The sequence below is a fragment of the Bacillus sp. AMCV2 genome (genome assembly GCF_056033925.1).
Genome location: NZ_JBVYIB010000002.1, coordinates 1,427,242 through 1,441,382 on the forward strand (window position 1 = coordinate 1,427,242; position 14,141 = coordinate 1,441,382).

Genomic DNA, 14,141 nt, shown 5'->3' on the forward strand with positions numbered 1-14,141 from the left:
GAACGGGGCTTTTTATATTTATTGCAAACGCCACTTTTCATACTGTGACAGTTCTTTTTTAATCAGTGTCCAAATCAAACCTAAAACAGCTGCATCGTCAATGAACCCAATACCGAGGATTACGTCTGGAATGATATCGAGCGGCATGACGATATACAGAATTGCGGCAGTTAACAGCAAAAGTGTTTTAACCTGTGAACGAGGGTAGTCGCCATTTCGCCAATCGCGAAGCATCTGAAAAAAAGTAGTGATGTGCTGAATACATTTTTTTCGGTTTTTCCTTTTCAAAATTGCTTTTCCGCCTGCCGCTCCGAGCATAATTGCTTTCTTTTTCTTCATTGGGCATACCTCCTGCCTGGCGGCGTGTTTAAGATATTCTTCTCCTGGGTATTGTTCTTCTAATCCTATCAATATATCTATTATACCTGAAAAATTAACTTATTTAATGAAAATATGTTTACAAATAAAGTATAATCTGTAATAATGCACAATAACCCAATCAAACTTGTTTCCTATTTCTTAGCGGCGAGGGGTGAAGTGAATGGGCGGTTCTTCTGAACAAGAAAGATTGTTGGTGTCTATTGATGAAAAAAGAAAGTTAATGATAGATGCCGCTAGAAAGCAGGGATTTACAGGGCGTGACACGATCAGGCACAGTCAGGAGCTGGATTGTTTAATAAATGAATATCACCAGCTTATGCAAGAAAACGAACATTCCCAAGGGATTCAAGGCCTTGTAAAGAAATTAGGCTTGTGGCCCCGCAGAGATGTTATGCCAGCATATGATGCAAATAAATAGTGGCCTATCAGATGCATATATAAAGAGAGAGCTTTTCGGAAGCGCTCTTTTTTTCTGGGAAAAATTCATATGAAAGAGGGAACTAATGAAAGAACTGGCGATTCTCATTACCGAAATGGTCAATCAATTTCATGATGCTTTTATTTCCTTATGCGGAATATTTGGCATTGATTTAACTGACAAAGAAATGCATTTTTGGGTGATCGGCATTTTTGGCATATTCTTTTTCGGCGTCACTCACGCTGTGTTTACATGGCTTTCTAAATGGAGTATGACAGCCTTGTCCTTTATCTATACCATTACAGTCATCATTGTCATCGTATTTGCGATTGAGATTCAGCAAAAGGTGACGGGGAGAGGGAATATGGAGTTTTTAGATGCCACGGAAGGTATAAAGGGTTTTTTAGTGTTTTTTATGTTTTTTTTGCTTTTGAAAATGCTGTTGGGTTTCATCAAAATCCTTTTTTCTGGCAGACCAGAAAGCAAATCGAATGGCAATGCCCGGTCACGAAGATAAAAAACCCTCCTGACATGGTCAGGGGGGCTATGAAGCGGATACGGGGAGGGTGATTGTCACCTCTGTGCCTCTTCGCACTTCACTTTCAATATGAATAGAGCCTCCGTACATCAGCACGATCCGTTTACAAACGACAAGGCCGAGACCGGTTCCTTTTTCTTTAGAAGTAACAAAGGGGAGGAAGATGTGATCCAGCATTTCCTGAGAAATCCCTTCACCGTTATCCACAACTTTGATTATGGCTTTTTTATCTAAAGCTCCCAGGGAGATCGTCAGTTTGCCTCCTTCAGGCATTGACTCGAGGCCATTTTTTGCTACATTTAAAATCACTTGTTTAATATGATCTTTTGTACATTTTACGAGTAAGGGCTGCTCGGTTAAATACTGTAATTCGACTTCAACATTGTATAGATTGCCCTCAGAATAAATGATCGGCATAATTTCTCCGATAATGTCCTGAAGTGAGTTCAGCTCCCATTTTTCAGCTGTCGGCTTGCCGAGAACAAGAAACTCACTCACTATTTGATTGATGCGCTTTATCTCCTGTTCGATAATGGAGAAGTAAAGCTGATCTTCCTCACCTTTATATTTCTTTTGCAACAGCTGAATAAAGCCGCTTATCCCGGTGAGGGGATTACGGATTTCATGGGCTGTGCTGGCAGCAAGCGTCCCGATCAGCTCTAATTTTTGCGCCTCATTTTCTGAGCGCTCCAGCTGGGTCTGCCGCTTCAGCAAATAATACAGCACGAGAATAAATAGGATATTCAGCAGAACAATAATACATGAAAGCGGAAGCACTAGGCTTTTCGTCAGTTCTTCTATTGTGACCGGGTTCGGATAGACTTTCATATTCCAGCTGATATCATCCAGATATCCGCTGACAGGTTTCTGATCCTCTGCATGAGAGGCTTGTCCGCTCGCAAAAATCATTTTCCCGTCTTGGTTCACAACTTCAATATAAACATCAGGGCTCAGTAAGTTAATGAGATTTTTTAAATAATCAATTTGAATTGCTGCGACAAGATAATCTGTCACATTACGTTTTGAGTCCAAAACAGGCACACAAATTGTGAAAATTGGCTGACCAGTAATTCTGCTCGAATAACTATCTGAAATGACTGTCTTTTTAGTTTCCTTTGCTTTTGTAAAAAAAGATCTGTCGGCCAGGTTTACTTTCGTTTTTAATTCGGTTGTGCTTGCGGTGACGTCTCCTTTGGCATTGAGAAAATAGAGACCGGAAAATCTCGGCTCTGAATCAAAGGTCTTTTCCAAAATTGACTGCATTTTCTTTATATCAACCGGTCTGTCGATGGCGATGGACAAGGAGGTCATTCTCGCCATTGTTTCTCCGATTAAATAATTGATTTTGTTGCGGTGAAGGTTTAGCAGGACACTTGCTTCTTGTTTATGTTCTGCAGCTATTGTATCTTTTTCTTTTTCATATACGAAAAAGCTGATGACGATTGCCGGAATCACGACTAGTATGATATAAAGTTTGACTCTCCCGCAGGCGCCTTTTAGTATTTTCAATTTGCATCGCTCCAACATACACCTGATTAGAGGTATTATATCATTGTTTCTTCTTCTTTAATAAGAAAAAATAACCAAAAAAATTAGAAAAAGGTGTTGGCAAGCTTACATTTTAAAAAAGAAGAGAAATATTGGAAAGATTTTTATTGACATTTTGGTCTTTGTTTATTAATGTTTCTCTGTAACGGTTTCTAAAAGGATGATTGAGACATGACAGAAAAATCACTGAAGTTATTTATCGTGCTGTCGCGCGCGTATCGGTCTATTAACGATCATATGAATAAGCATATTCATAAGCATGGGCTGAATCCGACTGAATTTGCTGTGCTAGAGCTTTTGTACCATAAAGGCGATCAGCCGCTGCAGCAGATAGGAGATAAAATTCTCTTGGCTAGCGGGAGCATCACATACGTTGTAGATAAGCTGGAGCAAAAAGAACTTCTCATTCGGAAAGCGTCTCCTACAGACAGACGAGTGACATTTGCGCAAATTACTGAAAAAGGCATCGGTCTTTTGAACGATATTTTCCCTGATCACGCTGCTGAAATTGATGAAATGATCAGCGTATTAAGCGAAGAAGAGGTAGAGATGTGCACCGAAATGTTAAAAAGAGTAGGATTAAACGCAAAACAGTTTCATAATAAGTAAAAAAAGGAAGCCTGATATGTCACAAGGCTTCCTTTTTTGCTATTTTTCATTTGTTTCCGCTGCGCCTCTCGGCAAAATGAGAACTTCAACCCGCCGGTTTTTGCTTCGGCCTTCCGCAGTTTTATTGGAAGCCACCGGTTTATACTCGCCATAACCCTTGGCGCTGAACACTTTTGCATCGAGCTTGGGGTTTTCAATCAGGAGCCCCATAAAGTTTACCGCTCTCATGACGCTTAAATGCCAGTTTGATTGGAATTCAGAATTTTTAATTGGCATATTATCAGTATGTCCGCTGATAATGATATTTCTTGGCGGGTTAATCACAAGAAGATTTGAAATTTCTTTTGCAAGCGGCACATCTTCCTTACGGATGGTCGCTTTTCCAGAATCAAAGAAGATGCTGTCTTTAATCGTAATCAGAAGGCCTTCACTAGTCATCTTCGTCTCCAGCTGATGTTCCAGCTTTTTATCTTTGATGAACTTTTCCACCTGGCTCTTCACGTTTTCAAGTTCTTCTTGATCAGCTGCTTTTTCTTTTTCTTTCTTGTTTTTCTCTTTCTCTTCTTTTTCCTTTTTCACTTCATCGATGCCGTCTGACTCGTTTTCAGGAGGAGTGACACTGGAGTAGTCCAGTACACCGGTGCCGCCTGTAAAAACTTCATTAAATGATTTTGAGAGCATTTGAAACTTAGCTGCGTCAATCGAGCTGCTCGCGTACAGCACAATAAACAATGCCAGGAGAAGAGTAAGGATGTCGGCGTAAGGAACGAGCCATGATTCATCAACGTGCTCGTCCTCATGCTTCTTCTTCTTTTTTCTCGCCATTTTGCGCCTCTCCTTGTTCTGCAAATTTCAAGCGGTCCTTCGCAGGAAGATACATTAAAAGCTTTTGTTCGATGACTTTCGGTGCCTGTCCTTCTAAAACGGATAAAACACCTTCAATCATGACCTCACGCAGTTTTACTTCTTGTTTTGATTTTCGTTTTAATTTATTTGCGAAAGGATGCCATAACACATACCCTGTAAAGATACCGAGAAGTGTGGCAACAAAGGCGGCACTGATGGCGTGTCCAAGCTCATCTGTGTTATCCATATGAGAGAGAGCGGCAATCAGCCCGATTACAGCACCGAGTACTCCAAGTGTCGGGGCGTACGTTCCCGCTTGTGTAAAAATAGCGGCTCCGGCTTGGTGCCTGTCCTCCATTGCTTCGACTTCCTCTGTCATAATATCTCTTATAAATTCCGCGCTTTGCCCGTCAACAGCCATGCTGAGCCCGTTTTTCAAGAAAGCATCATCTACATCCTCAATGCTTGCTTCTAAAGCAAGCAGACCTTCGCGGCGTGCAAGCTGAGCCCATTCAGAGAACATAGGAATGAGTTCTTCTATTGTGAGCTGTTTATTTTCCTTAAATAACACTCGAAACAGCGCAGGCACTTTTTTAATTTCTTTTGTTGGGAACGCAATAACGACTGCTGAGATTGTCCCGGCGATAATAATTAAAATGGCAGCGGGGTTTGCAAGGGCGCTGAAACTGACGCCTTTCAGAACCATCCCGACGCTCAATGCCACAAAAGCAAGAATAATACCGATTAACGAAGTTTTATCCATAGTTTTTCACCAAATCCTTTTTTACTAGCTTGTCTATGGTTAATATCGGTTTTGGTGCCCGGAACTTTAGGGACATTGTGAATTTGTTCATGAAATATTCAAGGAAGAGGCATAGAAGGGAGAAATAAACAAAAACGGGCTCTCCAAAATTGAAAAGCCCGGGGGTCTACTGAAATTGGCAGCTTGCTTGCAAGCTGTCCTTCAGATGGTATTCATATAATAGTAGAAATACATATTCACTGTATATAAACATGTTCCATCCCTCCTTAAAAAAAGTGTAAAGGATGAAGGGAAGTAGCGCTTCAGGGGAAGGGATGGTAATTTCTAAGTCAAGAGTATGAAAGCAAGCATAAAAAAAGCGGCTTCCTAAAAGGAAACCGCTGATTGTTATTTCGCTCGCACTTTGATTTTATCATCTTCTAAAATCACGTGAAAACTTGTGATCTCGCCATTATCAAGCAGCAGATCGGTCATTTCATCCTCAACCCATTCTTGGATGGTTCTTCTGAGCGGACGTGCACCGAATGAAGGGTGGTAGCCCAGCTCAGCGATTTTTTCTTTCGCTTCATCTGTCACATTCAAGCTGATGCCCCGTTCAGCCAATGTTTCTTCAAGTTCTCCAAGAAGAAGGCTGACGATTTTGACAAGATGTTCTTTTTCCAATGAGCGGAACTCAATAATGCTGTCAAAACGGTTGAGGAACTCAGGTTTAAAGAACATGCTCAGTGAATCAATCAATGTTTGTTCTTCGATGACACTGTCATCTGATTGGAAACCGACTTTCGTTTGTTTCTCACCAGCACCCGCATTACTTGTCATGATGATCACAGTGTCTTTGAAGCTTACGGTTCTGCCTTGGCTGTCTGTCAGACGGCCATCCTCCATAATTTGCAGGAACATATGCTGAACGTCTGGGTGTGCTTTTTCAATCTCATCCAGCAACACAATGCTGTAAGGATTGCGGCGCACTTTCTCAGTTAATTGTCCAGCTTCCTCATGGCCGACATATCCAGGCGGTGAACCGATAATTTTAGATACGGCGTGTTTCTCCATGTATTCGCTCATATCGAGTCGGATAATAGCGTCTTTTGTCCCGAATAATTCATCTGCCAGTGTTTTAGAAAGCTCTGTTTTCCCTACGCCGGTAGGACCGACGAAGAGGAAGGAGCCGACTGGTCTGTTTTTGGATTTTAATCCGGCGCGGCTTCGTCTTACCGCTTTTGCCACTTTTTGAACAGCGGCTTCTTGTCCGATCACGCGTTCATGAAGTTTTGCTTCAAGCTCTTTCATTTTCGTTTGTTCGTCTGCCTGCAGTTTGCCGACAGGGATGCCTGTTTTTTGTTCAACAATTTCCTGAATGTGCTCAGCTTCCACAGTGACAGCGGTATGAGCGGAGGAGCTGTTCAGTTTTTTCTCCAATGCGAGTTCTTCATCACGGAGTTTTGCCGCCAGTTCGTAATTTTCTTCTTCCAGGGCTTTTGTTTTTTCGGCTTCAATTGCAGTTAAGCGTTCAGCGGCATCCTCATCATTCAATTCATCAATTAACAGGTTGGCTTTTGAACCTGCTTCATCTAATAAATCAATTGCTTTATCCGGCAGGTGTCTGTCCTGAATGTAGCGGGAAGATAAAGTGACACACGCTTTGATTGCTTCATCACTGAATGTTACGCCATGGTACGCCTCGTATTTGTCTTTAATCCCTTGCAGAATGAGGATAGCCTGTTCAATTGAAGGCTCCTGCACCATGACAGGCTGAAAACGTCTTTCCAGTGCGGCATCTTTTTCGATTTGACGATATTCTTTCAGTGTTGTCGCGCCAATGACTTGCAGTTCGCCTCTGGCTAGGGCCGGTTTGAGAATGTTGCCGGCGTCCATTGATCCTTCTGCAGAGCCTGCGCCGACGAGAAGGTGAATTTCATCAATGAACAGAATGACATTTTTTCGTTCCTTCAACTCAGTGATCAGCTGTTTCATTCTCTCCTCAAATTGGCCTCTGATCCCTGTGTTTGCAACAAGGGATGCAACATCAAGCAAATACAGCTCTTTGTTTTTCAGTTTGTTTGGAACATCACCTTCAGCAATTTTTAAAGCGAGCCCTTCAGCGATGGCAGTTTTCCCTACACCCGGCTCACCAATAAGAACCGGATTGTTTTTGTTCCGGCGGTTTAGAATTTCGATCACTCGCGCCACTTCATCATCACGGCCGATGACGGGGTCAATGAGACCGGCTTTTGCACCGTTTGTAATATTTTGAGCCAGCTCATCAAGCAACCCTTTTTTTCCGCTTTGTTTTGCTGCGCTGTGTTCTTTCGGCTGGAATGCCTGTTCAAACGGAAATCCGAAAGATTGAGGACCCATACTCATTGAAGGTTTACGGGTCAGTTCGTTATAGCAAGTTTCACAAAGAACCATCTGTTTATGAACGGAATTTATTTGCATGTTAAGGCGAATCGTCGCCTCGTTTTGATGACAATGTTGACAACGCATTTGCCAAAACCTCCTTAATAATTTGATCTTCTTTGACCAATGAAAGTGAATAAAAAGGTCTATTGGATTTGACCTTCTTTGACTATTAGTATACGGCAAACTTAACGGCATTCAAACCAATATGCTCAAAGCAGACTGAATATTTGACTATCTTTGACCAATTGATTTTTAAAAAAGGCCGGTTTGTTTGACCAACTTTGATTAATAGTATACTCTGACTATCTTTGACTTTCAAGTCTTATGCACAAAAAATTTTTGATTTGTTACAAAGTAAAACATGTTTTCTTCGTCTTTTCAAGGAACTTGTCTCATAGGTTATAAAAAGGCATATATGGACAAAACTGCGGTTCGTTCGGAGGGAAGAAATGGAACAATCAAAAGGGTCTGCAAGTCAGCTTGCTTTTGTGTATGTCGGCACAGTAGTCGGAGCTGGATTTGCGACTGGGAGGGAAATTGTTGAGTTTTTTCTGAAGTTCGGCTGGTTCGGTTTATTCGGCATTCTCGTCAGCGGCGGAATGTTTACGTTACTGGGGGCCAAGCTGATGATCATTTCAAAGCGAATCAATGCCAAGTCATATCAAGAAATGAACATATTTTTGTTCGGGGCGACGGCTGGGCGGATTATCAATGTATTTATGCTGTTTGTTCTCCTTGGAGTTACATCTGTTATGCTTTCAGGGGCAGGGGCGCTTTTTGAGGAACAGTTGGGGATGTCCGCTCAGATTGGGATGCTCATTACAATCGGTCTGAGTTTAATTGTAATGACTAGAGGAGTAAAAGGCATTTTCGGTGTCAATGTGTTTGTTGTTCCTCTTTTAATCATCTTTTCAATGATTGTGGTGGCCGACTCTTTTATATTCAGCGAATCACGAAACGCAGCTCAGTGGGTCTGGCCGCATCGCTGGGATTGGCTGTTATCAGCTGTTTCTTACGGGGCTTTGAATTTATCGCTTGCCCAAGCGGTTTTGGTTCCGCTGGCGAATGAAATGTCATCGGAGAAAGTGATAAAAAAAGGCGCTTTAATCGGAGGCACGATGCTGACGATTGTGCTGTCCGCGAGTTTTCTGTCTTTGTCGACTCTTCCGGATGTATTTTTGTATGATATACCGATGGCGCAAGTGGTTTATCTCTTTGCACGATCTGTCCATTTGATTTATTTACTCATTATTTTCGGAGAAGTGTTCACATCAGTTATCGGCAATCTATATGGATTAGAAAAACAAGTGCAAAGCTTTCTTCCGGTGAAAAGCAAATATATCTTTGCGGCCATTATGATCACGGCTTATATTACGAGCCAAATAGGGTACGGCAGGCTTATTTCAACGATTTATCCCTTGTTTGGCTATGTGAGCCTGGCCTTCATAGGCGCTTTGCTTTGCAAAAAAGCTCCTCGGCGGCGCAGTTTATAAATATATATAATGAAGCGAACCGTCACTATAGAGCGATAATTGATCTTGGAACCGGGGACTGACTTTTTTATTGTCAAGAAAAACAACATTATGGTAAGATAGCAGAAGTGAAAAAATTGAAGAAAATCCGTGCGATATGCGGGAGAGGTTCTAGCTACACCCTCTATAAAAAACTAAGGACGAGCTGTATCCTTGGATACGGCCTTTTTTATGTTTTTCTAGAGCACCTTCCGAAAAAAGGTGTTTTTTTGCGTGAATTAGCTGTAGCGATGTCTCTCGCCGGCGTTTTTATTGCGGAGAAGGAGAGGAATCATGAAAAAAGAAAAAGCAATTGTCGTATTTAGCGGCGGCCAAGACAGCACCACATGCTTACTGTGGGCCTTAAAAGAATTCGAAGAAGTCGAAACGGTGACTTTTCATTATAATCAGCGACATTCGCAGGAAATTGAAGTGGCAAAATCCATTGCGGAAAAGCTTGGTGTGAAAAATCATTTGCTTGATATGTCACTTTTAAATCAGCTTGCACCGAATGCCCTGACTAGAAATGATATTGAGATAGAAGTAAAAGACGGCGAACTGCCATCCACATTCGTTCCAGGCCGCAATTTGGTTTTCTTATCCTTTGCGTCTATCCTGGCTTACCAAATTGGCGCGCGCCACATTATTACAGGAGTTTGCGAGACAGACTTCAGCGGGTACCCTGATTGTCGTGACGAATTCGTGAAATCTTGCAATGTAACGGTAAATCTGGCGATGGAGAAGCCGTTTGTGATTCATACGCCTCTCATGTGGCTCAATAAGGCGGAAACGTGGAAGCTTGCAGATGAGCTTGGCGCGCTGGAGTTTGTGAAAAACAACACGCTGACATGCTATAACGGCATCATCGCCGACGGCTGCGGCGAATGTCCGGCATGTCATCTTCGTTCAAAAGGTTATGAAGAATATATGGTGATGAAAGGAGAGCGTGCATAAATTGTTATCTCAAATTTATCCGCAGGCCCAGCATCCTTATTCGTTTGAACTGAATAAGGACATGCATATCTCAGCCGCTCATTTTATCCCTAGGGAAAGTGCGGGAGCGTGCAGCAGGGTTCACGGGCATACGTATACCGTAAATATAACCGTTGCCGGCGACGAACTTGACGATTCCGGCTTCCTCGTCAATTTCAGCGTACTCAAAAAACTGGTGCACGGAAACTATGATCACACGCTATTAAATGATCATGAAGATTTTTCTCAGGACGACCAGTATTCGCTGCCGACAACTGAAGTCGTGGCGAAAACGATTTATGACAACGTACAGGCTTATTTAGACACTTTGGAGAATAAGCCGACCTGTGTACAGGTGTTTGTCCGTGAAACACCGACAAGCTACTGTGTCTACCGTCCGAAAAAGGGTGGTTTGAATGGCTAAAGGAATTCCTGTATTAGAAATTTTCGGCCCGACGATTCAAGGAGAAGGTATGGTGATCGGACAGAAAACGATGTTCGTCCGGACAGCCGGCTGCGATTATTCCTGCAGCTGGTGTGACTCCGCTTTCACTTGGGACGGGTCTGCTAAAAAAGATATTCGCTGGATGACGGCGGAGGAGATTTTTGCGGAGCTTAAGGACATTGGGGGAGACGCGTTTTCTCATGTGACGATCTCAGGCGGCAACCCGGCCCTGTTAAAACAGCTGGATGCTTTTATTGAACTGCTGAAGGAAAATAACATCCGTGCAGCGCTTGAAACTCAAGGGACCGTTTATCAGGATTGGTTTACGCTGATTGATGACCTGACAATTTCTCCAAAACCGCCAAGCTCAAAAATGGTAACGAACTTTCAAAAGCTTGACCACATTTTAACTTCACTTCAAGAGAATGATAGACAGCATGCTGTCAGCTTGAAGGTTGTCATCTTTAATGATGAAGATCTGGAATTTGCCAAAACTGTGCACAAGCGGTATCCGGGAATCCCGTTTTATTTACAAGTCGGAAATGATGACGTGCATACGACAGATGATCAGTCACTGATTGCACATTTGCTTGGAAAATATGAAGCGCTTGTTGATAAGGTAGCTGTCGATGCGGAGCTGAATCTCGTCAGAGTGCTCCCGCAGCTGCACACCCTGTTATGGGGCAACAAACGCGGAGTATAATAGAAAGGAAGATGAACATGACGACAAGAAAAGAATCAGAATTAGAAGGTGTAACATTGCTAGGCAACCAAGGTACAAATTATTTGTTCGAATATGCACCGGACGTGCTGGAATCCTTCCCGAATAAACATGTAAACCGTGATTACTTTGTAAAATTCAATTGCCCGGAATTCACATCTTTATGTCCGAAAACAGGGCAGCCTGACTTTGCAACAATCTACATCAGCTACATTCCTGATGAAAAAATGGTGGAAAGCAAATCATTAAAGCTGTATCTATTCAGTTTCAGAAACCATGGTGACTTCCACGAGGACTGCATGAACATCATCATGAATGACTTGATCGAATTAATGGACCCGCGCTACATTGAAGTATGGGGCAAATTCACGCCAAGAGGCGGAATTTCCATTGACCCGTACACAAACTACGGAAAACCTGGCACGAAGTATGAGAAAATGGCCGAGTACCGCATGATGAACCATGATTTGTATCCGGAGACAATTGATAATCGTTAATTATTCCGTTGTGTGATACGGAGTGTGAAACGAAGTGGAGTCACAGTAAAATCCGAACATTCAGTGCTAATTTTCAGCGGAATTGTAACCGAGTCACAGCGAAGTGTGACCCGACTGTGACCCGAAGTGACCGGAGTGTGACCCGGTCACACTAAAAGTGGGAAAAGTCACACCTGAAAATGGCTCTACTCATGGGAATTGTATTAAAAAGTGTGACCTGAGGTGCAACCTGAACTGTGACTTTTATGCAGTGAAAAATTGATAGTACAGAAGCAGATTAAGGCGTACAATTTGTACGTCTTTTCTTTTTTATCCGAAAGAAAAAATGCCTATCTAGAGATCATAGGCATTAAATATTATTATCAATATCTTCATTATTTTTTGGCTAAGTTTCTGAACCTTCTCTTTAACATTTGAAACAGCTCTTTTTTGAATTTCATCAAAGTTCTCCTGAATATAGTCCATGACACTTCTTATTAGAACTTCACTTTCAAAATTGAATATCTCATTTATTTCTGACTGTTCTTCATCTGTTAGGTGATGGTATTGAAGTTGTTTAGCATTTACTTCAGCAGCTACATCAATCCTAACTTAGTTGTTCTGGTTGTACAATTTCATATTCACCTTCTGCATACTCTTGCTCCGCATAATGGCTTCCCCATTGACAGAGCTCCTGCAAGATAGGTTTAAGAGATTCTCCAAGTTCAGTGGATGAATATTCAACCTTCGGCGGTACTTGATTATACATCTTTCTGCTCACAAGTCCACTGGCTTCAAGCTCTCTAAGTGTTTGAATCAGCATTTTCTGAGTTATATTTGGGATAATGCGCTTTAATTCACTCGTTCTCTTTGGTCCATTCATTAAAAAGTATAATACAAGGCCTTTCCATTTTCCGCCAATAACTTCCTTTGTCACTTCAAACCCACAGCTAAATTTTTTCATGTCTAAAGCTCTCCATTCCACATTTATTACTTTTTAGTTACTATATCACAAAAAAGTGGGTACTTCCGATAATGTGCTTACTGAAGGATACTATATCTTGTAAGTTGTTCTTCAAGTACTTAAAGGTACTAGACATAAAATAATATTAATTCTAAAGGAGTGTTAAGTATGGGTAAATTTGAAGGTAAAATAGCGCTTGTAACGGGTGGAACAAGTGGAATTGGTCTTGCTACAGCACAAAAGTTTGTAAACGAAGGTGCATATGTTTATATCACAGGACGTAGACAAAACGAACTTGATAAAGCTGTTAACCAAATTGGCAAGAACGTAACCGGTGTTCAAGGTGATATTTCTAAGCTTGAAGACTTAGACAAACTATATGACATTATAAAGCAGGAAAAAGGTAAGTTGGACATTCTTTTTGCTAATGCAGGGATCGGCAACTTCCTTCCATTAGGTGAAATTACTGAAGAGCAGGTTGATAGAACGTTCGACATTAACGTTAAAGGAACCATCTTTACTGTTCAAAAAGCGTTATCACTATTCCCGGACAAAGTAGGTTCTATTATTGTAACGGGCTCTACTGCTGGATCAATTGGCAACCCAGCGTTTAGTGTATATGGAGCATCTAAAGCAGCTTTAAGAGCACTAGTTCGCAACTGGATTCTTGACCTAAAAGGTACTGAAATCCGTGTAAATGTGGTTAGTCCAGGAGTTATTCTTACACCTGCATACGATGAGCTTTTTGGTGATGCACTTGAAGGAGCAATGGAAAATACCAGAAATACTGTTCCAGCTGGAAAAGTTGGGACACCTGAAGAAGTAGCAAACGCTGTATCTTTCCTTGCTTCAGACGAAAGCAGTTACTTGACGGGTGTTGAATTGTTCGTAGATGGCGGGCTAGCACAGGTATAATTTCACTGCGCAGAGATTACAAATAGTCCCCAAAAAAGGTTAATGGGGATTTACTTGAAGAAGTCGTATAAAAAAGTCGTTTTCCTTAAAGGACAGGGAATTCGACTTTTTTATGTTTCAATTTGATTAACGTTGTAAATTCGCATTTTCCTGGGGCTACCACTAAATGACCTGTAAAAAAGATTACACTGTGAATAAATGTACTTAAAGTAACGGGGGCGTTAGTTGAAGAACAAACAACACCGTTGTTGTAGTAAATGAGGTCATTTGTTGTACAAAAAAAGGATAGTTGAATACAGGCATTTTCACCCTGTTCATCTATCCTCTCTTTTTGTTTATAAAATGTGTGACATTTCATTTGGTTTCTTAATTATTAATAAAATTAAACATTCTCTTGACTTTTAATAAAAAATAATATCCCTGTCCTTGTATTCTAATACTTTTGAAAATATTTAAAGGAATCCTTATGTCCTGAATAACCACATAGGAAAATATGTTGTAGGTTGCTTTCTTTTTTTATGGGGCATCCCACACAAGCTATCACGTGATCTCACACCTGAACGTTTTTTTATAGACTAGTACCGCGACAAGTTATATTACATATACATACCAATAAAGTAGACATTAAAAA

At 41.4% G+C, this 14,141-nt stretch carries 15 protein-coding genes and 1 riboswitch; of the genes, 9 read left to right on the top strand and 6 right to left on the bottom strand.

All coding sequences use genetic code 11. From position 1 onward, the window contains the following. Positions 1-18 precede the first annotated feature (18 nt). A complete protein-coding gene (locus tag AC0OMA_RS07590; RefSeq protein WP_181219017.1) occupies positions 19-339 on the bottom strand; it encodes a YkvA family protein in 321 nt (106 codons plus the stop codon). Between the two features lie 202 nt (positions 340-541). Between AC0OMA_RS07590 and spo0E the strand changes: the two genes are divergently transcribed. Continuing rightward, positions 542-799 carry an aspartyl-phosphate phosphatase Spo0E gene (gene spo0E / locus AC0OMA_RS07595; RefSeq protein WP_181219025.1) on the top strand — a complete coding sequence of 86 codons (258 nt, stop codon included), beginning with the start codon at positions 542-544 and terminating at the stop codon, positions 797-799. A gap of 85 nt (positions 800-884) precedes the next feature. Beyond that, on the top strand, positions 885-1,316 hold the full coding sequence (locus AC0OMA_RS07600) for a hypothetical protein (protein ID WP_181219026.1): 432 nt from the start codon (positions 885-887) through the stop codon (positions 1,314-1,316). 27 nt (positions 1,317-1,343) lie between these two features. Here the strand turns inward: AC0OMA_RS07600 and kinD are convergent, their stop codons facing one another. Beyond that, entirely contained in the window at positions 1,344-2,864 is a 1,521-nt protein-coding gene (gene kinD / locus AC0OMA_RS07605; RefSeq protein WP_072557174.1) for a sporulation kinase KinD, read from the bottom strand. Between the two features lie 192 nt (positions 2,865-3,056). On the opposite strand from kinD, the gene mhqR reads away from it, so the two are divergent. Further along, on the top strand, positions 3,057-3,494 hold the full coding sequence (gene mhqR, locus AC0OMA_RS07610; RefSeq protein WP_003232475.1) for a MarR family transcriptional regulator MhqR: 438 nt from the start codon (positions 3,057-3,059) through the stop codon (positions 3,492-3,494). 39 nt (positions 3,495-3,533) lie between these two features. Here mhqR and motB read toward each other — a convergent pair whose 3' ends face one another. The 3 genes from motB to clpE form a co-directional block, all read right to left on the bottom strand. After that, positions 3,534-4,319: a flagellar motor protein MotB gene (gene motB, locus AC0OMA_RS07615; protein WP_003232473.1), complete on the bottom strand. Its 786-nt coding sequence runs from the start codon at positions 4,317-4,319 to the stop codon at positions 3,534-3,536. Next, on the bottom strand, positions 4,291-5,103 hold the full coding sequence (motA, locus tag AC0OMA_RS07620) for a flagellar motor stator protein MotA (RefSeq protein WP_003238984.1): 813 nt from the start codon (positions 5,101-5,103) through the stop codon (positions 4,291-4,293). Before motA ends, motB begins: the two co-directional genes overlap by 29 nt. Before the next feature lie 387 nt (positions 5,104-5,490). Beyond that, positions 5,491-7,590: an ATP-dependent protease ATP-binding subunit ClpE gene (gene clpE / locus AC0OMA_RS07625; protein ID WP_172861659.1), complete on the bottom strand. Its 2,100-nt coding sequence runs from the start codon at positions 7,588-7,590 to the stop codon at positions 5,491-5,493. Positions 7,591-7,955: 365 nt separating this feature from the next. Between clpE and AC0OMA_RS07630 the strand changes: the two genes are divergently transcribed. From AC0OMA_RS07630 to queF, 5 genes are all read left to right on the top strand, one after another. Next, positions 7,956-8,999: a YkvI family membrane protein gene (locus AC0OMA_RS07630; RefSeq protein ID WP_015383514.1), complete on the top strand. Its 1,044-nt coding sequence runs from the start codon at positions 7,956-7,958 to the stop codon at positions 8,997-8,999. Between the two features lie 138 nt (positions 9,000-9,137). Beyond that, positions 9,138-9,182: riboswitch (PreQ1 riboswitch) on the top strand. Positions 9,183-9,311: 129 nt separating this feature from the next. Further along, positions 9,312-9,971, top strand: a complete 660-nt coding sequence (queC, locus tag AC0OMA_RS07635; protein WP_014476630.1) for a 7-cyano-7-deazaguanine synthase QueC — start codon at positions 9,312-9,314, stop codon at positions 9,969-9,971. Next, positions 9,964-10,413, top strand: coding sequence for a 6-carboxytetrahydropterin synthase QueD (queD, locus tag AC0OMA_RS07640; protein ID WP_322839582.1), 450 nt, complete (start codon positions 9,964-9,966; stop codon positions 10,411-10,413). Before queC ends, queD begins: the two co-directional genes overlap by 8 nt. After that, on the top strand, positions 10,406-11,137 hold the full coding sequence (queE, locus tag AC0OMA_RS07645) for a 7-carboxy-7-deazaguanine synthase QueE (protein WP_003232460.1): 732 nt from the start codon (positions 10,406-10,408) through the stop codon (positions 11,135-11,137). Before queD ends, queE begins: the two co-directional genes overlap by 8 nt. Before the next feature lie 17 nt (positions 11,138-11,154). Beyond that, positions 11,155-11,652, top strand: coding sequence for a preQ(1) synthase (gene queF / locus AC0OMA_RS07650; protein WP_003218613.1), 498 nt, complete (start codon positions 11,155-11,157; stop codon positions 11,650-11,652). A 586-nt stretch (positions 11,653-12,238) separates the two neighbouring features. On the opposite strand, the gene AC0OMA_RS07655 is transcribed toward queF, so the two are convergent. Then, positions 12,239-12,595 carry a winged helix-turn-helix transcriptional regulator gene (locus tag AC0OMA_RS07655; protein WP_022553431.1) on the bottom strand — a complete coding sequence of 119 codons (357 nt, stop codon included), beginning with the start codon at positions 12,593-12,595 and terminating at the stop codon, positions 12,239-12,241. Positions 12,596-12,763: 168 nt separating this feature from the next. Between AC0OMA_RS07655 and AC0OMA_RS07660 the strand changes: the two genes are divergently transcribed. Next, positions 12,764-13,510, top strand: coding sequence for an SDR family NAD(P)-dependent oxidoreductase (locus AC0OMA_RS07660; protein ID WP_010334554.1), 747 nt, complete (start codon positions 12,764-12,766; stop codon positions 13,508-13,510). The last annotated feature ends 631 nt before the right edge of the window (positions 13,511-14,141 follow it).

What these genes read in the sequence shown, in the direction of transcription:
- mhqR (WP_003232475.1), top strand. Translation starts at nt 3,057, where the DNA reads ATGACAGAAAAATCACTGAAGTTATTTATCGTGCTGTCGCGCGCGTAT.
- AC0OMA_RS07590 (WP_181219017.1), bottom strand. Translation starts at nt 339, where the DNA reads ATGAAGAAAAAGAAAGCAATTATGCTCGGAGCGGCAGGCGGAAAAGCA.
- motA (WP_003238984.1), bottom strand. Translation starts at nt 5,103, where the DNA reads ATGGATAAAACTTCGTTAATCGGTATTATTCTTGCTTTTGTGGCATTG.
- AC0OMA_RS07660 (WP_010334554.1), top strand. Translation starts at nt 12,764, where the DNA reads ATGGGTAAATTTGAAGGTAAAATAGCGCTTGTAACGGGTGGAACAAGT.
- queF (WP_003218613.1), top strand. Translation starts at nt 11,155, where the DNA reads ATGACGACAAGAAAAGAATCAGAATTAGAAGGTGTAACATTGCTAGGC.
- AC0OMA_RS07600 (WP_181219026.1), top strand. Translation starts at nt 885, where the DNA reads ATGAAAGAACTGGCGATTCTCATTACCGAAATGGTCAATCAATTTCAT.
- clpE (WP_172861659.1), bottom strand. Translation starts at nt 7,590, where the DNA reads ATGCGTTGTCAACATTGTCATCAAAACGAGGCGACGATTCGCCTTAAC.
- motB (WP_003232473.1), bottom strand. Translation starts at nt 4,319, where the DNA reads ATGGCGAGAAAAAAGAAGAAGAAGCATGAGGACGAGCACGTTGATGAA.
- AC0OMA_RS07655 (WP_022553431.1), bottom strand. Translation starts at nt 12,595, where the DNA reads ATGAAAAAATTTAGCTGTGGGTTTGAAGTGACAAAGGAAGTTATTGGC.
- queC (WP_014476630.1), top strand. Translation starts at nt 9,312, where the DNA reads ATGAAAAAAGAAAAAGCAATTGTCGTATTTAGCGGCGGCCAAGACAGC.
- spo0E (WP_181219025.1), top strand. Translation starts at nt 542, where the DNA reads ATGGGCGGTTCTTCTGAACAAGAAAGATTGTTGGTGTCTATTGATGAA.
- kinD (WP_072557174.1), bottom strand. Translation starts at nt 2,864, where the DNA reads ATGTTGGAGCGATGCAAATTGAAAATACTAAAAGGCGCCTGCGGGAGA.
- AC0OMA_RS07630 (WP_015383514.1), top strand. Translation starts at nt 7,956, where the DNA reads ATGGAACAATCAAAAGGGTCTGCAAGTCAGCTTGCTTTTGTGTATGTC.
- queE (WP_003232460.1), top strand. Translation starts at nt 10,406, where the DNA reads ATGGCTAAAGGAATTCCTGTATTAGAAATTTTCGGCCCGACGATTCAA.